This window comes from Stenotrophomonas sp. 01N47 (assembly GCF_056399165.1).
This window is the reverse complement of record NZ_JBFTQU010000007.1, coordinates 152,937-174,710: the sequence shown is the minus strand read 5'-3', so window position 1 is coordinate 174,710 and position 21,774 is coordinate 152,937. Positions and strand designations below refer to the sequence as shown.

Here is a 21,774-nt window from a genome sequence, read left to right as displayed (position 1 = left end):
TCAGCATGGCCCGGGCAATCGACGTGGGCGTAGTGACGAACGGTGGATTCGTATTCGACGTGCGCGGTCGAGATCGTGATGCCACGTGCCTTTTCTTCCGGCGCGGCGTCGATCGCGGAGTAATCCTTGAACTCGCCACCGAAGCGCTCTGCACCGATCTTGGTCAGTGCGGCGGTCAGCGTGGTCTTGCCGTGGTCGACGTGACCGATGGTGCCGACGTTGACGTGCGGCTTGGTGCGCTCGAACTTACCCTTGGCCATGGCTGCTTATCTCGAATTCGTCTGGTGTGGTGCTGAAGATGGTGCTCACAAAAGGAATCGAACCTTCGACCTCTTCCTTACCAAGGAAGTGCTCTACCGACTGAGCTATGTGAGCGAGTTTTGCATTATGGCATGAACTCGATAATATTCAAAGTTCACTCAATGGAGCGGGAGACGGGGATCGAACCCGCACCATCAGCTTGGAAGGCTGAGGTTCTACCATTGAACTACTCCCGCACCGGGAATGTGCCACAACGTGAAGCTGGTGGAGGGAGGTGGATTCGAACCACCGAAGGCGTAAGCCAGCAGATTTACAGTCTGCCCCCGTTGGCCGCTTGGGTATCCCTCCTTTTACCACCCCGTCCCGTGCCGCCGAAGCGTTGCGGTGTGTGGTGGTGAGCCCGCAATTCTGGAGATGAAGCGGGGGTCTGTCAACGCTTTTTTTCACTTTTTTTCACACGCGTCGCAAACCCCTTGATACGCAAGGGTCTGCTCAGGGCAGTGCGATTGTCTCGTCGGCAAAGATGGCCACGTGGGCAACGCCATCGGCCCCGATCCAGCCCCGGTACATGCCCTGGGTGTTGAATGGTGCTGCCGCTTTTCCATCTGCAGAGAGCACGATCGCCCCGCCGTCGCCGCCCATCTGCGGAATCGCGTCGTTGATCACGCCCTTGCCCGCCTGTTCCGGCGATTGACCGAGGTAGCGCATGCGCGCGCAGATCTCATGGGCTGCCGCGGTGCGGATGTAGTACTCGCCCCAACCGGTACCCGATACCGCACAACGCGCATCGGCCCAGGTGCCGGCACCGATGATCGGCGAATCGCCGACACGCCCATAGCGCTTGTTGGTCATGCCGCCGGTGGAAGTGCCCGCAGCAAGATGCCCCTGCGCATCCAGGGCCACCGCACCGACCGTGCCGAAGTGCTTGGCGGTTTCCAGGTCGGCATGCGCCTGCCCACTCGCTTCTTCCTTCAATGCACGCTGCAGCTGCTGCCAACGCTTGTCGGTGCGGAAGTAGGAGGGGTCGACCAGGGTCACGCCCTGTTCGGTGGCGAAAGCTTCGGCGCCCTGCCCCACCATCATCACGTGCCTGGACTTCTGCATCACCGTCTGCGCGAGGAGGATCGGGTTGCGCACGCGCTGCACGCCGGCCACTGCGCCGGCTGCCTGGGTGGCACCGTCCATCACCGCGGCGTCCAGTTCATTGCGGCCTTCGTGGGTGAACACCGCGCCCTTGCCCGCGTTGAAGGTCGGATCGTCCTCGAGCACGGTGATGGCCGCGGTGACCGCCGCCAATGCCGGACGCCCGGCTGCAAGTTCGGCATGGCCCTTCAGCAATGCAGCCTTCAGCGCAGCGCGCGCGGCCTGCTCTTCCGCCGGAGAGAGATCCTTGCGCTCCACGCCGGCACCGCCGTGGATGACCAGCAGCGGTGATGCAGCGGGTGCGGCCTGGGCCAGCAGTGGCAGGGACAACAGCGCGGACAACGCCAGGCGCAGTTTCATCGGGTACGTCTCCAGGGTAGTTCAGGGAATGGCTGTGCTGGTAGTGCCGGCCGCTGGCCGGCAACGCCTTGCCAATGATGCATCCAGGGGGGCCGGCCAGCGGCCGGCACTACCGGCGGACGACCTCAATCTCGCCGTCGTTGATGTCAGCCAAGGCCTCGTAAGCCGCGTCGGCCTGCAGGTCATCCAGGCGCATGCGACTGCCGCTGGCAACCACAGTCACCGGTACCGCATGGAAGCGCAGGGGTTCACCTTCCACCAGCCGATCGGCATCGCGTCCGGGGCTGACCACCCAGACTTTGCCTTCGCCGTCGGCACTGTAGACCTGGGCCTGGCCATCAGGCTCCACGCACAGGGCCGTGTCTTCGTCGACGCCGATACCGACCATGTCCGGGTCACCACTGTCATGCGCCGCGCGGGCCACGAACACGATCAGGCGACCGAGACGGTCGCGCTTGTCGAAGTGGGTGTCGGTGACCACCCGCTGCAGATAGGGCAACTGCAGGAAGCCGCGATCCAGGGTGACGGCCTCGCCCATCGGATCGGCCATGGCGCTGGCCGAATCGATGCTGCCGCCGTCCAGCGCGCCATAGGCGTAGCCGCCGAGGATGGCCAGCCCGGCGCTGGTGCCGGCAATCGGCTTGCCGGCGCGCACGTGCGCATTCAGTGCGCGATTGAGTGCGGTGCCCTTCCAGAAGCGGATGTAGCGGGACTGATCGCCGCCGGCGATGAAGATCGCATCGGCCGCAGCCACGACCCGCAGTACGGCCGGGTCATCGGCGCCGCGGCGGTTGTCGAACACCAGGGTCTGCACGGCGGTGGCGCCACCAATCTCCCGGTACAGACGGTCCTGCAACTCATCCGTGCCGGAGGCGCGCAGGATCAGCACACGGCCATTGCCGGCTTGGCGCAGCCACCACTGGAAGGCTTCAGGCACCCATTCGCCGCCACCCATCAGCATCATCGCGGGGGCTCGCGGCCCGGGCCGCGGCGCATCCAGATCGCCCACTTCGTAGTAGGCGAAGCCCGGGTCCATCAGTTCCTGTGCTGTCGCCGGCGATGACCAGCAGAGCGCCGACAGCAGCAGGGCGATGAGCGGGCCACGCAGCCCGTAGCGAAGGCGTCGCATCTTGATCTCCCTGAACAAAAACGACCTGCAACCGTTTTCACTCTTTGCCAGACATATCCCCAGTAGTCAAGGACATAAAAAAGGCGTTAAATGCGCGCGCCCATTGCTGAAATGTGAATGGGGGACAGGGCCCCTCCTCTGTGGGCCGGCATTACTTCCGAGAATTTCTCATGCGTAGACAGGCGATGGCGTGGTCGATCCAGCTGGCGTTGATGGGCGTTGCTGCTTCGGCGGCGGCACAGACTCCCGCTTCCTCTTCGGTACAACAGCTGGATGCGGTGCAGGTGACCGGCTCGCGCATCCCGCGCGCCCAGGTGGAAGGACCGGCGCCGATCACCGTCATCAACGCAGAGCAGATCCGCTCCAGCGGCTTCACCACTGTGCCGGACGTGCTGCGCGCGATGACCCAGAACGGCGGTGAGACGCAGAGCCAGCAGTCCTCGGGGGGTGCCGACTTCTCGCCGGGCGCGCAGCAGGTCGACCTGCGTGGGCTGGGCCCGAACCACACGCTGGTGCTGGTCAACGGCCGCCGCATCGCCGACTTCCCGATGCCGTTCAAGGGCCGCAGCAACTTCACCGATGTGTCCAACATTCCGCTGGGCATGATCGACCGCATTGAAGTGCTGACCGGCAGTGCGTCGGCCATCTACGGCTCGGATGCGATTGCCGGCGTGGTCAATTTCATCCTGAAGAAGAAGGCCGATGGCACCACCATCGACATGCGCATGGGCACCACTACCGAAGGCGGTGGTGAGTCGTTCGACATGAGCCTGGCCAGCGGCTTCAGCAGCGGCAACTTCAACGCGGTGTACAGCGTCGAACTGCAGTCGCAGACGCCGCTGTGGGCCTACGACCGCGACATCCAGGACTCGACCCAGGACGGCCCGACCGAAGGCGCGCGCATTGCCCGCCGCGCGTACCTGCGCACCGACTACAACGACGATTACCTGGATCCGGGTGCGGCGACCTGCGACGTGCTGGCGGGACAGAACAAGGGCAGCACCTACCGCGCGTTCCGTCCGAGGTATGGCTATTACTGCGGCAGCGACAGCTCTATCGCCTACGGCACCATCCTCAGCAAGCGCCGCGGCGCCAACGGCTATGCCTCGCTCAGCTACGACTTCGACAACGGCCAGCAGTGGTTCGCCGACGTGCAGCTGGGCTACCACACGATGTCGCTGATGCGCGATGTCACCAAGTGGGGCCGCATGGCCGCCGACGGCGATGAGTCGGGTTACTTCAACAATGAAGCGACCGGCGAGATCGAGTTCTGGCAGCGCCAGTTCTCGCCCGAGGAAATGGGCGGGCTGGACAATGCGACGGTGCGCAGCACGCAGAAGACCTTCAGCGTGACCACCGGCTTCAAGGGCAACCTGACCGGCAACTGGGACTACGAGGCGGCGCTGAGCCATTCGCAGTACCAGTCGCGGATCAGCTGGGCGCAGATCATCGCATCCAAGGCCAATGACCTGTTCCTGGGCCCGCAGCTGGGCGAGGACGATGACGGCTTCCCGATCTACAACGCCGATCCGTCGCGCCTGTACCGGCCGCTGACCCGTGCCGAGTACGATTCGATCGCCGCACGCACCACCTATACGCCGAAGTCGCGCACCGAGACGGCAGCGTTGACCCTGACCAATGGCGCGCTGTTCACCCTGCCCGGTGGCGATGCCGGCTTTGCCGCGACGGTGGAAGTGGGCCAGCAGGCCTACGCGCTCAACCCGGACCCGCTGGCGACCGGCTATTACTACTACAGCTGGAAGGATTCGGACGGCAAGGGGTCGCGCAACCGCTGGGCGACTGCCGCCGAGCTGCGCATGCCGCTGCATGAAACGGTCAACCTGAGCGTGGCCGGCCGTTACGACCAGTACCGCTATTCGGGCCACACCATCGGCAAGGCGACCTGGAGCGGCGGCCTGGAATGGCGCCCGATCGACACGCTGCTGGTGCGCGGCTCGTACGGCACCGCGTTCCGTGCGCCGGACCTGCACTATGTGTTCGCCGGCCCGGGCAACGACGAGACCAGCGCGGAAGATCTGTACAACTGCCGCGCCGACGCCGCCGATGATTGCGCCGATTACGAGCGCAACGTGATCCGCAGCCGCAGTGGCAACCGCGAGCTGGAACCGGAAACCAGCACCTCCTGGAGCGCGGGTTTCGTGTGGTCGCCGGCCGCCGGCCTGGACGTGTCAGCAGACTGGTTCAACATCGACATGCGCGACCAGGTTCAGGACATGGACGTGCGTACGATCCTGGCCAGCGAAGCGAACTGCCGGCTGGGCAGCGCCGACATCGGCTCGCCGACCTGCGTGGATGCCCTGGCCCGCATCACCCGCACCGCCGACGGCCGTCTGTACGGTGTGCACGTCAATCCGATCAACGTGGCGCGCGAGTCCACCTCTGGCATCGACGTCGGCCTGCGCTACCGCCTGCAGACCGGCATCGGCGACTTCATCTTCAATGGCACCCACACCTGGGTGAAGAAGCATGACTTCCAGCGCTATGCCGGCGATGTGACCGAAGACCAGTTCGCGATCAACAGCGGCTTCGATATTCCGCGCACCAAGACCAGCGTCAGCGTGACCTGGGAAAAGGACGCCTGGTCGGCCACCGTGTACGGCTCGCGCCTGGGCAAGCTGCCGACCTCGGACAGCTACGACCAGGTGTTCGACGAGGAAAGCGGCGACAGCCCGTGGATCAAGGCGACCTACCGCTACAACGCTTCGCTGCAGTACCGCTTCGACGATCACTCGCGGTTGTCGCTGTCGGTGGTCAATGTGTTCAACAAGATGCCGCCGAAGGACAAGACCTATACGGCGTACCCGTACTACGACGTGTCCTGGTTCGACAGCGTCGGCCGTACCATCAACCTGCAGTACACCCACAAGTTCGGCGGCAGCGCGCTGTAAGGACGCCCTGCTGGTGGCTCGCCACAGACCCCCGCTTCGGCGGGGGTCTTTTTTTGACCGCCTGCCGCTGCCCCAGCCTGAACGGTTCCCCGCCGGCGGCGGCCTCCACGGCGGGCGCGCCGCTTTTTAGGACATGGCTGATTCCGGGCGGGTGACCGTCCTCCCTAGGATCGGTGCATGTTCCGATTCCCTCGCCCTTCCCTGCCCCTGGTCGCACCGCCGACCACCGCCTCGGTGCTGCTGCGCTGGCTGACGGTGTGCGTGTTCCTGTGCCTGGCTGCCGCCACCGGCTTCTACCTGCTGACCGCGTTGACCGAAGATATCTCCAGCCACCGCCGCGACATGAATGCCGCCGCGTACAGGGCGCAGATCTACTTCGACCAGCGTGAGGCCCTGCTGCGCTATCTGGGCGATTCGGTGGTGGTGGGTGATCCGTCGGCGCCGTCCAGCGAGGGCGTACGCCAGCTGCCGTTGGACGGGCCGGGCGGAAAGCCGGGCCAGCGCCTGCTGCTGTCGCCGCGCGCAGAACACACGCTGCAGACCCTGCAGACCCATCTGCTGCTGGTCGACGCGCAGGGAACGCATTGGCTGGCCGGCGGTCAGGCCGACGTGGACATCGCCGGCCTGCCCACGCTGCACGTACTGCAGCAGCGCAGCGGCACGCCTGCCGGTACCGATCCGGTGTACTGGCTGCGCGCGGGCGACGCCGGGGTCGCCTTGGCACAACCGGTACAGGCCGGACCGCAGCCGGGCCAGTGGTTGATGCTGCTGCTGGACAGTGCGGCCGCCTCGGACATGATCGATGGCCAAGGCATCGGCGGCTACGCCCTGCTGGACCGCGACGGGCAGCCCGCCCTGTCGAGCCTGGCTCCGCGCCTGGACAGCGCAGGCTGGAAAGCACTGCAGCAGCGCCAGGACGACAGTTTCGGCGTGCTCTGGAGCACAGGCCTGCCACGCGGCGTGGCCTTGGTGAAGGGCGTAGGCAATGACGGCTGGCGGCTGGTCTATCACCTGCCTCCACGCCTGCTGCTCGGCGACATGGCGACCTCGCTGCTGATCAGCAGTGCGTTGCTGCTGCTGGCGGGCATCGCGCTGCGCCTGCTGCGGCATCGCGTCGACCGCCAGTTGATCCAGCCGGCCCTGCTGCAGCACCGGCGCCTGCTGGAAAGCCTGGATTTCAGTTCCACGGTGATCGACCTGGCGCCGGTCGGCATCTGTGTCCTGCGCCGCAGCGACCGCCAGCTGCTGCTGTCCAACCAGCTGCTGCGCGACTGGCTGGGCGAGGAAGGGACGGACAGCGATTGGCAGGCACCGTGGCGCGGGCACGCCGGCGAACGCGGTCGCGGGCTGGAGTTCACCGCACGCGACGGTCGCCAGCTGCAGGTACTGCATGCGGCCTGCCGTTACCAGGATGACGACGTGCTGCTGTGCGTGTTCCATGACATCTCACGCCATCGCCAGGCGCAGGCGGCGCTGTCCTCGGCGCGGCAGGCGGCCGACGCCGCCAACCAGGCCAAGAGCGCGTTCCTGGCGACCATGAGCCATGAGATCCGCACGCCGCTGTACGGGGTGCTTGGCACGCTGGAGCTGCTCGGGCGCACGCCCTTGGATGCGCGCCAGTCGCAGTACCTGCGCACCATCGAGAGTTCCTCGTCGGTGCTGTTGCAACTGATCAGCGACGTGCTGGACGTGTCCAAGATCGAATCGGGCCAGCTGAGCCTGGAGCCGGCATCGTTCTCGCCGCGCGAGCTGACCGAGAGCGTGCTGCGAAGCTTCGCCGCTGCGGCGACGCGCAAGGGCCTGCAGGTACTGGTCTGCACCGATCCCCGGTTGCCGACACGGGTGCTCGGTGATGCCGACCGGATCCGCCAGGTGCTCGGCAACCTGCTTAGCAATGCCATCAAGTTCACCGAGCATGGCCGGGTGGTGCTGCGCGTACGACTGGTGCAGCGCGAAGGCGAGTCGAGCGTGCTGGCCTGGCAGGTCACCGATACCGGTGTGGGCATTGCCACCGAGGAACAGGCACGCCTGTTCGAGCCCTTCCGTCAGGTCCGTGGCGCTGCCAGCGCGCAGGGCACCGGGCTGGGCCTGTCGATCAGCGACCGACTGGTGCGGTTGATGAGTGGCGAACTGCGCGTGGTCAGCGAACCGGGACTGGGCAGCAGTTTCACCGTGCGCCTTCCCTTGCCGGTGCTGGCCGCGACCGAGGATGGCCCCGCATTGCTGGCCGAACCGCCGGTGTACGTGCGAGGCCGCGATCGCGAGCTGGTCGACAGTGCCTGTGGCTGGCTGCGCCGCTGGGGTGCCAATGCGCAGCCCCTGCAGGGCGATCCTGCCCTGCTCGACCACGCCGGCGCGATCCTGATGGATGGCGAGGCGGAACAGCCGTTGGCCTGGCAGGGACCGCGGGTGTTGGCGTCGATCGATGGTGGCGACCAACCGGCACCTGCCGCCGATGGCGCGCTGCTGGTCACCCTGCATGGCATGTCCTCGATCGCCCTGGCGGTGGCACGCCAGCAGCGCCAATGCGCAACGTTGCCGACCGCAGCGCGCGATGTGCAGCCAGGCCCGCTGGGACTGCGGGTGTTGGCCGTGGAAGACAATCCCATCAACCGGGTGATCCTGGCCGAACAGCTGCAGGCCCTGGGCTGCGAGGTGGAGCTTGCGCAGGATGGTGTCGAGGCGTTGCAGCTGTGCCAGACCCATGACTTCGACCTGGTGGTCACCGACATCAACATGCCGCGCATGGACGGCCACACCCTGGCGCGCCGGCTGCGGGCGGAAGGCGTTCTGCTGCCGGTGATCGGCGCCACCGCCAACGCTACCGCCGAGGAGCGCGAGCGATGCCTGGCCAGTGGCATGCAGGGCTATCTGAGCAAACCCATCGACATCGCACGCCTGCGTCAGGCGCTTTCCGCCGTTCGCCAAGGAGATCCCGCATGACCCGCCGTGTCCTGATCCTGGAAGACCAGCCGTTCCAACGCGGCTATCTCGTCAATCTGTTCAGCGCGCGCGCCGGCGTGCAGGTCGACGCCTGCGAAGACGTCGATGCGGCTATCGCCCTGTGTGCCTGCCAGGCCTATGACCTGGTGGTGAGCGATCTGTTGATGCCCGGCCAGGATGGCATCCAGTTCATCCAGGCACTGGCCGCGCAGCCGCGTCCGCCGCGGCTTGCCGTGGTCAGCGCAGCCTCGCGGCGGATGATGAGTTCGGCACGGTTGATGGCTGAATCACTGGGCCTGGACGTGGTCGGGCTGTTGGCCAAGCCGGTCGCCGCCAGCGATGTGGATGCGCTGCTCGATGCACTGGCGCAGACCCGGCCAGCCGTGCGCACCAGCCCGGCTGCACTGACTCCCGAGCCGGACGCGGTGCAGCTGCGGCAGGCACTTGCCGACGGCAGCCTGACCGCCTGGTTCCAGCCGAAGAAGTCGTTGCAGTCCGGGCGCGTGGTTGCCGCCGAAGCACTGGTGCGCTGGCGCCATCCGCAGCTCGGAACACTGGCGCCTGGAAGCTTCCTGCCGGCACTGTGCCGTCATGGCCTGGAGGGCGAACTGCTGCGCGCGATGCTCACCGCCAGCATCCAGGCGCAGGCGCGCTGGCGCTCCCAGGGATTCCGCGTGCCGGTATCGATCAACCTGCCGCCGCATCTGCTGGAGCAGTCCGATCTTCCCGATGAGCTGCTGGCATTGACCCTGGCCGCCGGTGGCAACCCGGCTGACCTGTGCTTCGAACTGATGGAGAACAGCACCACCCGCCACGTCAGCGACTTCTATGCAGGTGCGTGCCGGTTGCGGATGAAGGGGTTCGGCCTGGCCCAGGACGACTTCGGCCAAGGCCTGAGCTCGGTGCACAACCTGGTCAACACCCCCTTCACCGAGGTCAAGATCGATCGTGCGCTGGTCAGCGGCTGCGCGCGTGATCCCGCCCTGCACCTGACCTTGACCACCGTGATCGCGCTGGCCAACCAGCTCGGCCTGACCATCGTTGCCGAAGGCGTGGAGAGCGATGCCGATCTGGCCGCGCTGCGCCAGCTCGGCTGCAACCAGGTGCAGGGCTTCCTGATTTCGCAGGCGCTGCCCTCGGACGACTTCACCCGACTGCTGGACGAAGATGCTCCGGATGAGGGCGCGCGCGGCAGCCGTGCAGCATCGCGCTGACAGTCGAGGCTGAAAGGCTTCACAATCCCATCAAGAGTCATTGACGATCCTCTCTGCGCGGCGGTACCGGCCGTGCCCCGGGCCCTTCGGGCCGCCATCGACCGCCTACTGCTCCGAGACCTGCCCATGCCGGCCGAGGCCGCTCCCGTACGCCGACTCGCCCGCCGCTCCCTGCGCGTACATGCCCTGCTGATTGGCGTGGTGGTGCTGGCAACCCTGCAGGCCGGCCTGCTGCTGTCCACCGGCAGCCAGCTGTTCAACGAAGAACAGAGCAAGATCCGCTATCACTTCCGTCGCCTGGACGGCACGCTGCAGGAACAGGACCGCTTCCTGCGGCAATGGCGCCTGCATGACGTGGGCAGTCGCGGGCAGCCAGTGGACGAATCTGCCTCGCGTGCGCCGCCCAGCCCCTTGTTCGCCGGTTTCGCCCGGATCGGTGCCGACAGCGGCGCTTCGGCACAGGCAGCGGACGAACTGGGCGACCGCTTCCTGCGTTTCTATGGCGCCTTCTGGTCGGCCTCCCGGTTTCCGCCTCCGCAATGCCTGCTGGTCGATGGCCAGGGCCGCCGTGGCCTGCTTGCGCCGATCCAGACAACGCGTGGTGATCCGGGCCAAAGCAGCCCGCATCACCTGCATCCGGCACTGGCCGCCATCCACCAGGTCCTGCGCGAACGTCCAGCGCTGCGCCGCGGCAGCGTGGTCTGGACACCGGTGGCCTGGCGCGAAGGCCAGACCCGGCTGCTTGCCATCGCGCACGCACCGCAGGATGCCCGCCTGTGGGGCGAGAACGAGGACGAGTCACTGGCCGCCGTGGCCTGCCTGCTGGATCCCGGCCGCGTCGATGACTACCGCCAGGTGATGGGTACGCCGGTGTTCGAACGGATGTCACTGTTCGATGGCAACGGCCGCCTGCTGCTCGGTGATGCCAGCGATGCCAGCCGCGCCGCTACGTCCTGGCGCGCGGGACTGGACGGCCTGCTGTTCCGCATGCGCAGCGAACACGGCTGGCTGGCGGTGTATCACGTGGGCTGGCAACAGGTGTTCCAGCACCCGCGCGGGCCCCTGCTGGGCAGCATGGTGGTGGCACTGCTGCTGGCCACCGGTGGCGTGCTGATCCTGCGTGCCTACCGGCGTTCGGTGATCGAACCACTGCGCCGCAACCATGCGCGGTTGCTGGAAAGCGAAGCCTTCAGCCGTACCATCCTCGACAACGCACCGATCGGATTGTGCCTGCTGCGTCGCACCGATGGCCGCGTGCTGCTGGACAACGCGCTGGCGCGTCAGTGGTTGGGGGAAGACCACGACGAGGGTGGCTGGCACGGGCCCTGGCGACGCAGCGTGCTCGCCGCCGGCGGCACCGCCACGGGCGACGGCCTGGCCTACACCACGCCGGACAACCGCCACCTGCTGATCACCGCCACGCCCGCGCGCTATCGCGGCGAACCCGCTGTGCTGTGCCTGTTCATCGACCTCAGCAGCCAGCACGAGGCCGAGCAGGTGCAGCAGCAGGCACGGCGTGCGGCCGACCAGGCCAACCGCGCCAAGAGCCAGTTCCTGGCCACCATGAGCCATGAGATACGCACCCCGCTGTACGGTGTGCTCGGCACGCTGGAACTGCTTGGCCTGACCCCGCTGGATGCGCGCCAGCAGGACTACCTGGACACGATCCAGCGCTCGTCATCGACATTGATGCAGCTGATCAGCGACATTCTGGATGTCAGCAAGGCCGAGGCCGACCAGCTGAGCCTGGAACCCGGCGCGTTCGATCCGGTGCGGTTGACCGAAGACGCACTGGACTCCTACGCCGCTGCCGCCGCACACAAGGGCCTTCAGTTCTACGCCTGCATCGACCCGGACGTGCCGGCTGCGGTCAACGGTGATGCCGCGCGCATCCGCCAGATCCTCAACAACCTGATCAGCAATGCGCTGAAGTTCACCGACAGCGGTCGGGTCGTGGTACGCCTGGGTGCACAGCACGTCGATGATCGCTGCTGGCTGCGCTGGCAGGTGGCCGATACCGGCATCGGCATCGCCAGCGAGCACCAGGCACATCTGTTCGAACCGTTCTTCCAGGCCAACCCGGGCACCGATGCCATGCGTGGCACCGGACTGGGCCTGGCGATCTGTGCACACCTGACCGCGATGATGGACGGCCACCTGCGGGTGGTCAGCGAAAGCGGCCTGGGCAGCAGTTTCTCGGTCGAACTGCCGCTGCCTGAGGCAGTACCCGATCCGCTGCAGGCGGCCTCACCGCAGTTGCCGGCAGGGCTACCGGTGCAGGTTCGCGGCAGCGTTCGCGAGCTTGCACAATCGATATGCGATCGGCTGCAGCAGCGTGGCGCACAGGCCAGCGTGCACCGCGACGATGCGCCGGCGCTTGCCGACCCTGGCACGGTGATGCTCGACCTTGTGCTGGACGAGGGTGTGCCTGCGTGGAGTGGACCGCAGGTGGTGGCCTGCCGCGAAGGCGGAATGCAGCCGCAACAGGTGCAGGGACATTGGCAGGTCGGCGTGCATCGCCTGGATGCGATCGTGATGGCGCTGGCGGCTGCGGCAGGGCGGGCACTGCCCGCCGAGGTCAACGGGCGTCTGCCCGCGACACGCAGGTTCGGTGGGCTGCAGGTACTGGTCGCCGAAGACAACCCGATCAACCAGGCGATCCTGCGTGACCAGCTGGAGCAGCTCGGCTGCCACGCTGTGGTCGCCAGCGACGGCAATGAGGCCCTGCGCTATTGGCCGCAGCGTCCTTTTGCCTTGGTGTTGACCGACCTCAACATGCCGGGACTGGACGGTTACGGTCTGGCCCGTGCATTGCGCGCGCGTGGGGTTGGCGTACCGATCCATGGCGCAACCGCCAACGCCGACCCGGCCGAACGGCAACGCTGCCACGAGGCAGGGATGCAGGGGGTGTTGGTCAAGCCGATCACCCTGGCAGCACTGCAGCGCCTGCTGACCCAGGTTGCGGCCGGGCCGCACAGCGAACCCAGCGACGACGATGCCGATGCTCCGCTGCAGGTTCCGGAAAAGATGCAGGCGTTGTTCGTGCAGACCATGCAGACCGACCTGGACAGCCTGCAGCGGGCGATCGGCGATGCCTCGCCCGAACGCGTGGCACAGGTGCTGCACCGCATCCGCGGCGCACTGGTGATCGTCGGCGCACCGGCACTGGTGGCACACGGCCAGCAGATCGAACAACAGATCGGCGACGGCGACACGCTGCCTGCACTGGCCGGGGCGCTCGACCACTTCCAACGGCGCCTGCAGCGGCTGCTGGAACCATTGACGCACATCGCCGCCCCCTCACCTTCCCGCAACCCGACACTGCCATGACCACCCGCATCCTCATCGCTGACGACCACCCGATCGTGCTTGCCGGCATCCGCGATGTCCTGGCCGGCGAACTGGACCTGGACGTGGTCGGCGAGGCCGCCGATCCGGCGACCCTGATCGAGCTGATGACGAGCACCCGGCCCCATGCGGTGATCACCGATTACAGCATGCCCGGTGGTGACAGCTTCGGCGATGGCATCAAGCTGATCTCCTTCCTTCGCCGCAGCTTCCCGGACACGCATGTACTGGTATTGACGATGGTCTCCAACCCTTCGCTGGTGGCAGCCATGTATGCCGCTGGCGCGGGCGGCGTGGTGCTCAAGAGCCACGGCCTGGGCAGCCTGGTGCAGGCGCTGCGCACGGTGCTGGCCGACCGCATCTATCGCCCGCCCGGACTGATGCCGGTTGCCGCGGCGGAACCGGCCGATGCCGCGGTGGTGCTGGCACGCCTTTCCCCACGGGAACTGGAAGTGATCCGCCTGTTCACCGGCGGCATGAGCGTGGGCGACATCGCCCGCCAACTGCAGCGCAGCGCGAAGACGGTCAGCACCCAGAAGATCAGCGCGATGCGCAAACTGGGCGTGGACAGCGACCAGGCGCTGATCGAGTACTGCCTGCAGGCCTCGTTGTTCGCCTGAGGCGTCCACAACGCTGAACCGTGCCCGGCCCATGCGCCGGGCACGAAGTGCTTTAGGAAACGCCTGATTCCATAGGACAGGGCTGATTTCTAGTCTGGATGCATCCCGCCACGGTGACGACGTCCCATCGTCATCGCGTTACCGGCGGGAGGGAAACCGGATGGCGCCTGCAGCGGCCATCGCACGCGGTTTCCACAGCGACGCGGCCCTGCCGCGCCAGATCGCGCAGCCGCGCTGCGCCCTGCCACAGGAATCCAACAGCATGAACGCCTCTCCCCCACGGCGCCGCCGTGCGCCCGCCTGCGCGCGCGTGGCGCGCCTTCCCTTGATTCCCAGCCTGCTGGCCAGCGCCTTGTGGGCCGCCCTGCCCGTGCATGCGGCCGAACTGCAGGGGCCGTTGAAGGTTACCGATGGTGGCAGCCTGCAGCTGGGGGCCGACGACACCCTGCAGCACAGTGCAGGCGGCTACGCGCTGGAGGCCAATGGTGTCGGCAGCAGCATTACGGTCAACGGCAGCTGGATCTCGAGCACCGGAGGAGGCAGCGGAATCCTTGCCAGCGCCGGTGGCAGCGTCCTGCTCGAGGGCGGCATCCTGCAGGTCGGCAGCGGCAGCGGCAGCACCACCGTCGGCTATGCGCTGAACGCCAGCGGTGCGGGCAGCGTGATCCGCGCCAACAACCTGGTCATCAATGCCTTCCGCAATGGCTCCGGCTACGGGACGGTCAATGCCACCGGTGGCGGCAAGGTGTGGTTGAACGGTGGCCGTGTCAGCAGCGGCGGGCACGCTCTGTACTCCACTGGGCGTGGCAGCGAACTGCACGTGACCGGTACGGAGATCAACAACGGTGCCAACAGCGCAGTGTACGCCGAGGGTGGCGCGCTGCTGTCGCTGGAATCGCTGAAGATGACCTTCGACGAAGCCAGCAGCGGCTACAGCGGCCGTCTGTCCTCCGGCGGCAGCGGCAGCGTGCTGTCGCTGCGCGACGTGGACGTGGTCAACGGCTACTTCGACATCGACAACGGTGGCACGCTGCAGATCGTGGGCGGCAGTGCCAGCAGCAGCGGCAGCAGCATCCGCCTGCTCGGCAACAGGGGCAACCGCGTGTACTCCACCGCCGATATCACCGGCGGCCGTTTCGAGACCGTCGGCGGCTACGGCGTCAACGTCAACAGCTGGGCCAAGCTGACCACCAACGGTGCCCACTTCACCGTGCGCGACGGCTATTCCGGCATCTGGTTGTCCGGCGCGGACTCGCTGGCCGACCTCACCGATACCACGCTCAGCACCTATGGCGACAACGGCTACGGCCATGGCGTGGACGTCTGGGGTGGTACTGCCACGATCACCGGCGGCAGCATCGATACCCACGGCGATGGTGTCTACGGCCTGCGTGCCTCGGGCAGCAATCCGCCGACGCCCTACTCGCGCATCCGCGCCAAGAACCTGGACATCACCACCCATGGCACCGGCGGTGGCGGCGTCTTCCTTGGCGGCAGCACGGCCGATGCGCAGCTGGACGGAGGCTCGATAACCACACTGGGTGCATCCTCGTTCGGCATCGTGCAGATGAACACGGCCAAGCTCACCGCCGACAACTTGAGCATCCATGCGCAGGGCACGAATTCGGGTGCCTATCGCTCCTACATCACCGTGTTCGGGCCGTACTGGGACCGTCTGGTGTTCAACAACAGCTCCCTGCAGACCCAGGACGGCCCCGCGCTGTGGCTGCAGGGCAGCAACCACGAGCTGACGCTCAACAACACCGATGTCATCGCGCGCCAGCAGGGCAACCTCGACGGTGGCCGCCTGCTGCGGGTGAGTGACACGGTGTTCACCGACGGAAGCTCGGTCGCCACTGCAGACATTCTGTTCACTGCCGACAACAGCCGCCTGACTGGCGACGTCGTGGTCGACAGCGCCACCGCCAACGTGCAGATGACGCTGCGCAACGGCACCGTGTTCAACGGCGCGCTGCGCAACGATTCGGGCTACCAGGTCGCGCAGCTGGCGATGGACGGCAGCAGCCAATGGAACGTGCGTTCCAGTTCCAGCGTCGGTTCGCTGGACCATGCCGGCACCATCGCCTTCGTCGCCCCCACCACCGACGACTTCAAGACCCTGACCGTCACCGGCGACTATGTCGGCAACGATGGCCACTGGCTTTTCAACCGCGCGCTGGGCGACGATGCCTCGCTGGGTGACCAGTTGGTGATCCAGGGCAACAGCAGTGGCACCGCCTCCGTCAGCGTGCGCAACGCAGGGGGCGCAGGCGCCCTGACCAGCGAAGGCATCCGCCTGATCAGCGTGGGCGGCCAGTCCGATGCGCAGTTCTCGCTGCAGGGACGCGCGGTGGCCGGCGCTTACGACTACTTCCTGTACAAGGGTGGCGTCTCCACGCCGAACGACGGCAACTGGTACCTGCGCTCGGAATACGTACCGCCGGTCGATCCGCCGGAACCGCCCGACCCGCCGGAGCCACCGATTGATCCGCCGATTGATCCGCCGATTGATCCGCCGACTCCGCCGATCGATCCGCCGGTGGTCCCGCCGGTCGATCCGCCGCTTCCGCCGACCCCGCCGCGCGTGGAGCGACCGGAGCCGGCGGTGTACATGGCCAACCAGAGCAGTGCGCTGGGCATGTTCCGGCACAGCCTGTACGACCGCAGCGGTGATCCTGCCGGTGCGACCGACGGTGGCAGCGACGCCATTGCATGGGCACAGGTGCGCGGCAGCGCGCCCGGCAGCCGCGGCCACCAGGTGGATGTGGACAGCGAACTCAACAGCGTACTGCTGGGCGTCGGTCGTCGCTTCGAAGCCAATGCCGGCGGCCAGCTGCAGGCAGGTGTGATGGCTGGCCAGGGCCGGGCACGCAATGACAGTCGCTCGCAGGTGACCGGTTACACCGCGCACGGTGTGGTCAACGGCACCAGCCTGGGCCTGTATACGACCTGGTTGCAGGACGCGCGGATGGAGCACGGTGCGTATGTGGACGGCTGGCTGCAGTACGGGCGTTTCCGCAACAGCGTGCAGGGCGAAGGGCTGCAGAAGGAGCACTATCGTTCGCACAGCTGGACCGGTTCGGCCGAGGCAGGCTATGTGCTGCCCGTGCAGCGCACGGCCCAGCGCGGTGTCTACCTGGAGCCACAGCTGCAGGTGATCCACAGCCGCTACGACGCCGACCGCGTGGTCGAGGCCAACGGCACGGTGGTTGAAGGACGCGACAAGGACAGCACCACCACGCGTGTGGGACTGCGCCTGTACACGCGTTCGCTGACGCAGCGCCAGGGGCAGGTACAGCCGTTCGTCGCGGTGAACTGGTGGTCCGGTGGCAACGACGCGACCATCGCCGTAGACGGAGAACGCCTGCGCCGGCAGTTGCCGCGTGACATCTACGAAGCCAAGGCCGGCGTGCAGGTGAATCTGTCGGGTGGCTGGCGCGGCTGGGGTGAGATCAGCCACCAGACCGGCGGCATGGGCTTCCGCGATACCAGCGGCCAGCTGGGCGTCTCTTACCGCTGGTAAGCGCTGCGACGGGTGATCCCAGCGAGGGGTCCGGCGATGCGTCGTCGGACCCCTTGTTGTTTTCCACACCACGCGTGGAAATCGATGGGGGTTGGATGTGGACAAGTGGCCATGAGCCACGCACGACAAGCGTTTTCAGCGCCGGTCATTTTTTGTCCAGCCTACCCAGAATGCGGGCAGGTGTGTGTTTTCCACACGACAGGTGGAAAGCGATGCGAACTTGATGTGGACAACCCGCCTTGAACATTACGCCGCAAGCGTTTCAAGGCGTGGCTGTTTTTTGTCCAGTGGCCTCATCGGTTTTCCACACGCCACGTGGAAAGCCGTGGGGGTTTGATGTGGACAAGTAGCCGCGAGCCATGCAGGCCAAGCGTTTCAACGCGTGGTGAATTTCTGTCCACTGCCACCCGCAGCAGTGGGCTGGCGCTTCCGCAGCGGAAACGTGCAATGCCACAGTCGTCGTGCGCCCGTTCTGACAGGCGCCCGATACAACAAGACCCCGCATTGCGGGGTCCTGTGGGCAATCACTGCGCTGCGTCGATCAGACGTTGAAGCGGAAATGCAGGATGTCACCTTCCTGCACGCGGTATTCCTTGCCCTCCAGGCGCAGGCGACCGGCTTCCTTCGCACCGGCTTCGCCCTTGTACTTGATGAAGTCGTCATACGCGATGGTTTCGGCGCGGATGAAGCCCTTCTCGAAGTCGGTGTGGATGACCGCGGCAGCCTGCGGCGCGGTGGCGCCCTTGCGCACCGTCCACGCGCGGACTTCCTTCACGCCAGCGGTGAAGTAGGTCTGCAGGCCGAGCAGGCTGTAAGCCGCGTTGATCACGCGGTTCAGGCCCGGCTCGCTCAGGCCGAGGTCGGCCAGGAAGGTATCGCGGTCTTCGTCGTCCAGCTGCGACAGCTCTTCTTCGATCGCCGCCGACACCGGCACCACCTGCGCGCCTTCTTCGGCGGCACGGGCTCGCACGGCGTCCAGGTGCGGATTGTTCTCGAAACCGTCTTCCAGCACGTTGGCGATGTACATCACCGGCTTCAGGGTCAGCAGGAACAGATCGCGCACCAGCGCCTTCTCTTCCTCGTCCAGGCCCGCCGAACGGCCGGCCTTGCCGTCAGCCAGCGCGGCCTGCAGCTTGGCCAGCACCGGCTTGCGTGCCGCTGCGTCCTTGTCGCCGCCCTTGGCCGCACGCTCGGCGCGGTTCAGTGCCTTCTCGACGCTGTCCAGGTCGGCCAGGGCCAGCTCGGTATCGATGGTGTCGATGTCCGAGATCGGGTCGACCTTGTTGTTGACGTGGATGACGTCAGCGTTCTCGAAGCAGCGCACCACATGGGTGATCGCATCCACTTCGCGGATGTGGGCCAGGAACTTGTTGCCCAGGCCTTCGCCACTGGCCGCACCGGCCACCAGGCCGGCGATGTCGACGAACTCCACCGCGGTCGGGATGACCTTCTGCGGGTTGATGATCGCCGCCAGCTCGTTCAGGCGCGGATCCGGCACCGGCACGATGCCGACGTTGGGCTCGATGGTGCAGAACGGGAAGTTCGCCGCGGCGATGCCCGCCTTGGTCAGCGCGTTGAACAGGGTCGACTTGCCGACGTTGGGCAGGCCGACGATGCCGCATTTGATACCCATGGGTGACAGCTCTCTGGGGTGAAAGTGATTGGTGAAACAGCGCACGCGCCGCTTGGCCAATCCATCTCGGTGTCGTCGATCAACATCTGTGCCAACCAAGGTTGGCACCTACCGGGGCCGGTTGGCACCCGTTGCCGGCCAGCGGCCGGCACTACCGGTTATTTCGGGGTGTGCAGACGCTTCATCGCTTCGCTGAAATCGCCCTGCACCGCCAACGGCAGCACGTCGATCGCATCGTCGATGGCGCGCGAGATCAGTACTTCATCGTCCTTGGAGGGACGTCCCAGCACCCAACCCACCACGCGATCCTTGTGGCCGGGATGGCCGATGCCCACGCGCAGGCGATGGAACTTGCCGTGGCCGAGCAACCGGATGGTGTCACGCAGGCCGTTCTGGCCACCGTGTCCACCGTCAAACTTCAAGCGCGCCACGCCGGGCGCCAGATCCAGTTCGTCGTGGGCCAGCAGGGTTTCCTCCGGCTCGATCTTCCAGAACCGCTGCGCGGCGGTGACCGACTTGCCGCTGAGGTTCATGAAGGTGGCCGGCTTGAGCAGCCACACGGTCTGTCCGGCAATGTCGACCTTGGCGGTCTCGCCAAACAACTTGCTGTCCACGTTCCATCGCGCACCGGCCTTTTCAGCCAGGGCCTCAACGAAATGAAACCCGGCATTGTGCCGGGTCCGGGCGTGCTCCGATCCGGGGTTGCCCAGACCGACGATCAGTCGCAATCCTGCCATCGTTCCATCCAGATACGGCGCCTGCCCCGAAGGACAGGCGCCGCGGGGTATTACTCGGCCGCTGCTTCTTCAGCGTCGGCAGCGTCCTGCTTGCCGTGCTTGGCAGTGACGATGGCGTCGTCGTGGTCCTTGCCCAGCGCCAGCGCCGGGATTTCCACGCCCTTCGGCAGCTTGATGTCCGACAGGTACACCACGTCGCCAGCCTTCAGCTCGCCCAGGTCGACTTCGATCGACTCCGGCAGGTCCTTCGGCAGGCAGCTGATGGCCACTTCCTTCAGTTCGTGGGTGACCACGACGTCGGCAGCCTTGCCAGCCGGCGAGGTGTCTTCGTTGATGAAGTGCAGCGGAACCGAAGCGGTCAGCTTCTCGTTCTCGTTCACGCGCAGGAAGTCCAGGTGCATGATCAGCTGCTTGAACGGATGGCGCTGCATGTCACGCAGCAGCACCTTCTGCACCTGGCCGTCCAGGTTCAGGTCCAGGATCGAGGCATAGAACCACTCGTTCTGCTGGGCCAGCCAGATTTCGTTGTGGTCCAGGCTGATGGCGACCGGTTCGGCGTTGCCGCCGTACACGATCGCCGGGATCACACCAGCGGTACGCAGGCGGCGGCTCGCACCCTTACGCTGCAGTTCACGCTTGGTGACCTTGATTTCATGGGTCTTCGACATTTTCGACTACTCGGTTGTTGCCTTGCCTTGCGGCTTGGCGGTTGAAGGCACTTCCGCGACCAGAAGTGCCCAGTGTGTCCCTGCCGTTGCCGGCGGGGACGAAAAAATCAATCGACGTACAGCGAGCTGACCGACTCGCCGAAGGCGATGCGGCGCATCGTTTCGGCCAGCATTTCCGCCACGCTCAGCTGGCGGATCTTGCTGCACACCCGCGCGGCGTCCTTCAGCGGGATGGTGTCGGTCACCACCAGCTCATCGAGCTGGGAATTGGTGATGTTGTCCACCGCCGGGCCCGACAGCACCGCGTGGGTGCAGTAGGCGGCGACCTTGAGCGCACCGCGCGCCTTCAGGGCAGCGGCAGCGGCGCACAGGGTGCCGGCGGTATCGACGATGTCATCGACCATCACGCAGGTCTTGCCTTCGACGTCACCGATGATGTTCATCACGGTGGAGACGTTGGCGCGCGGACGGCGCTTGTCGATGATCGCCAGGTCGGCGTCATCCAGGCGCTTGGCCACCGCACGGGCGCGGACCACGCCGCCCACGTCCGGCGACACGACGATCAGGTTCTCGGTGCCGTAGGCGCGCCAGATGTCGGCCAGCAGCAGCGGAGAGGCATACACGTTGTCGACCGGAATATCGAAGAAACCCTGGATCTGGTCGGCGTGCAGGTCGACGGTCAGCACACGATCAGCGCCGGCGGTGCTGAACATCTTCGCCGCCAGCTTGGCGGTGATCGGCACGCGCGAGGAACGCATGCGGCGATCCTGGCGCGAGTAGCCGAAGTACGGCACCACGGCGGTCACGCTGGCGACCGATGCGCGCTTGAGCGCGTCGATCAGCACCAGCAGTTCCATCAGGTTTTCCGCGCTCGGCGCCGAGGTCGGCTGGATCACGAACACGTCCTGCTTGCGGACGTTCTCTTCGATTTCCACCTGCACTTCACCATCGGAGAAGTGCGAGACCAGCGCCTTGCCCGGGCGCACTCCCAGTTCCTTGCAGATGTTCTGCGCCAGACGTTTGTTGGCGTTGCCGGAAAAGACCAGCAGGTTCGGGGACTCTTGCATCATGATTGTCTCGGGCGGGGACGAGTGGCGGGGATCCGGTAGCGGCAAGGACCACTTCGGCCCCTGCTGCTGACAACACCGCGACTGTTCCCACGTCCCGCGCAGGTGATGCGCTGGAAGGCGCGGACGCAGCCGCATTGGCAGGGGCGGGAGGATTCGAACCTCCGAATGCCAGGATCAAAACCTGGTGCCTTGGGCCTCTTGGCGACGCCCCTGCAT

The 21,774-nt window shown here is 66.3% G+C and carries 13 protein-coding genes and 4 tRNA genes; 6 read left to right on the top strand and 11 right to left on the bottom strand.

The genetic code is table 11. The features are described 5' to 3' along the window. The 6 genes from AC1DKR_RS15395 to AC1DKR_RS15370 form a co-directional block, all read right to left on the bottom strand. Positions 1–260, bottom strand: a 260-nt coding sequence (locus AC1DKR_RS15395; protein ID WP_478033446.1) for a GTP-binding protein, incomplete at its 3' end; no start/stop codon positions are given. 39 nt (positions 261–299) lie between these two features. Continuing rightward, positions 300–375: transfer RNA gene (locus tag AC1DKR_RS15390), tRNA-Thr, on the bottom strand. Between the two features lie 48 nt (positions 376–423). Further along, positions 424–497: transfer RNA gene (locus AC1DKR_RS15385), tRNA-Gly, on the bottom strand. Between the two features lie 26 nt (positions 498–523). Then, positions 524–609, bottom strand: a tRNA-Tyr gene (locus AC1DKR_RS15380). 144 nt (positions 610–753) lie between these two features. Then, complete coding sequence (locus tag AC1DKR_RS15375; RefSeq protein WP_478033444.1) at positions 754–1,764, bottom strand: isoaspartyl peptidase/L-asparaginase family protein; 1,011 nt, start codon at positions 1,762–1,764, stop codon at positions 754–756. Between the two features lie 109 nt (positions 1,765–1,873). Further along, positions 1,874–2,893 carry a cyanophycinase gene (locus tag AC1DKR_RS15370; protein WP_478033442.1) on the bottom strand — a complete coding sequence of 340 codons (1,020 nt, stop codon included), beginning with the start codon at positions 2,891–2,893 and terminating at the stop codon, positions 1,874–1,876. Between the two features lie 170 nt (positions 2,894–3,063). On the opposite strand from AC1DKR_RS15370, the gene AC1DKR_RS15365 reads away from it, so the two are divergent. The 6 genes from AC1DKR_RS15365 (at position 3,064) to AC1DKR_RS15340 (ending at position 17,450) form a co-directional block, all read left to right on the top strand. After that, on the top strand, positions 3,064–5,802 hold the full coding sequence (locus tag AC1DKR_RS15365) for a TonB-dependent receptor plug domain-containing protein (protein ID WP_478033440.1): 2,739 nt from the start codon (positions 3,064–3,066) through the stop codon (positions 5,800–5,802). A 177-nt stretch (positions 5,803–5,979) separates the two neighbouring features. Further along, a complete protein-coding gene (locus AC1DKR_RS15360) occupies positions 5,980–8,745 on the top strand; it encodes a response regulator (protein ID WP_312401738.1) in 2,766 nt (921 codons plus the stop codon). Next, complete coding sequence (locus tag AC1DKR_RS15355; protein ID WP_025879154.1) at positions 8,742–9,959, top strand: EAL domain-containing response regulator; 1,218 nt, start codon at positions 8,742–8,744, stop codon at positions 9,957–9,959. Before AC1DKR_RS15360 ends, AC1DKR_RS15355 begins: the two co-directional genes overlap by 4 nt. 126 nt (positions 9,960–10,085) lie before the next feature. After that, the gene (locus AC1DKR_RS15350; protein ID WP_478033437.1) at positions 10,086–13,289 is read left to right on the top strand and encodes a hybrid sensor histidine kinase/response regulator; all 3,204 of its coding nucleotides are present in this window, start codon (positions 10,086–10,088) and stop codon (positions 13,287–13,289) included. Beyond that, positions 13,286–13,927, top strand: a complete 642-nt coding sequence (locus AC1DKR_RS15345) for a response regulator transcription factor (RefSeq protein WP_336024943.1) — start codon at positions 13,286–13,288, stop codon at positions 13,925–13,927. The genes AC1DKR_RS15350 and AC1DKR_RS15345 overlap by 4 nt, the downstream gene beginning before the upstream one ends. 262 nt (positions 13,928–14,189) lie before the next feature. Continuing rightward, positions 14,190–17,450: an autotransporter outer membrane beta-barrel domain-containing protein gene (locus AC1DKR_RS15340; protein WP_478033433.1), complete on the top strand. Its 3,261-nt coding sequence runs from the start codon at positions 14,190–14,192 to the stop codon at positions 17,448–17,450. Positions 17,451–17,991: 541 nt separating this feature from the next. On the opposite strand, the gene ychF is transcribed toward AC1DKR_RS15340, so the two are convergent. The 5 genes from ychF to AC1DKR_RS15315 all read right to left on the bottom strand — a co-directional run bounded on the left by ychF (position 17,992) and on the right by AC1DKR_RS15315 (position 21,770). Further along, positions 17,992–19,083, bottom strand: a complete 1,092-nt coding sequence (gene ychF / locus AC1DKR_RS15335) for a redox-regulated ATPase YchF (protein ID WP_089238969.1) — start codon at positions 19,081–19,083, stop codon at positions 17,992–17,994. Positions 19,084–19,241: 158 nt separating this feature from the next. After that, a complete protein-coding gene (pth, locus tag AC1DKR_RS15330; protein ID WP_089238967.1) occupies positions 19,242–19,820 on the bottom strand; it encodes an aminoacyl-tRNA hydrolase in 579 nt (192 codons plus the stop codon). Positions 19,821–19,870: 50 nt separating this feature from the next. Then, complete coding sequence (locus AC1DKR_RS15325) at positions 19,871–20,488, bottom strand: 50S ribosomal protein L25/general stress protein Ctc (RefSeq protein ID WP_100463166.1); 618 nt, start codon at positions 20,486–20,488, stop codon at positions 19,871–19,873. Between the two features lie 107 nt (positions 20,489–20,595). Then, the gene (locus AC1DKR_RS15320; protein ID WP_025879147.1) at positions 20,596–21,555 is read right to left on the bottom strand and encodes a ribose-phosphate diphosphokinase; all 960 of its coding nucleotides are present in this window, start codon (positions 21,553–21,555) and stop codon (positions 20,596–20,598) included. Between the two features lie 138 nt (positions 21,556–21,693). Continuing rightward, positions 21,694–21,770, bottom strand: a tRNA-Gln gene (locus AC1DKR_RS15315). Positions 21,771–21,774: the final 4 nt, after the last annotated feature.

Excerpts from the sequence above, each read along its gene's own strand:
- AC1DKR_RS15375 (WP_478033444.1), bottom strand. The coding sequence starts at position 1,764 with ATGAAACTGCGCCTGGCGTTGTCCGCGCTGTTGTCCCTGCCACTGCTG.
- AC1DKR_RS15370 (WP_478033442.1), bottom strand. The coding sequence starts at position 2,893 with ATGCGACGCCTTCGCTACGGGCTGCGTGGCCCGCTCATCGCCCTGCTG.
- AC1DKR_RS15365 (WP_478033440.1), top strand. The coding sequence starts at position 3,064 with ATGCGTAGACAGGCGATGGCGTGGTCGATCCAGCTGGCGTTGATGGGC.
- AC1DKR_RS15360 (WP_312401738.1), top strand. The coding sequence starts at position 5,980 with ATGTTCCGATTCCCTCGCCCTTCCCTGCCCCTGGTCGCACCGCCGACC.
- AC1DKR_RS15355 (WP_025879154.1), top strand. The coding sequence starts at position 8,742 with ATGACCCGCCGTGTCCTGATCCTGGAAGACCAGCCGTTCCAACGCGGC.
- AC1DKR_RS15350 (WP_478033437.1), top strand. The coding sequence starts at position 10,086 with ATGCCGGCCGAGGCCGCTCCCGTACGCCGACTCGCCCGCCGCTCCCTG.
- AC1DKR_RS15345 (WP_336024943.1), top strand. The coding sequence starts at position 13,286 with ATGACCACCCGCATCCTCATCGCTGACGACCACCCGATCGTGCTTGCC.
- AC1DKR_RS15340 (WP_478033433.1), top strand. The coding sequence starts at position 14,190 with ATGAACGCCTCTCCCCCACGGCGCCGCCGTGCGCCCGCCTGCGCGCGC.
- ychF (WP_089238969.1), bottom strand. The coding sequence starts at position 19,083 with ATGGGTATCAAATGCGGCATCGTCGGCCTGCCCAACGTCGGCAAGTCG.
- pth (WP_089238967.1), bottom strand. The coding sequence starts at position 19,820 with ATGGCAGGATTGCGACTGATCGTCGGTCTGGGCAACCCCGGATCGGAG.
- AC1DKR_RS15325 (WP_100463166.1), bottom strand. The coding sequence starts at position 20,488 with ATGTCGAAGACCCATGAAATCAAGGTCACCAAGCGTGAACTGCAGCGT.
- AC1DKR_RS15320 (WP_025879147.1), bottom strand. The coding sequence starts at position 21,555 with ATGCAAGAGTCCCCGAACCTGCTGGTCTTTTCCGGCAACGCCAACAAA.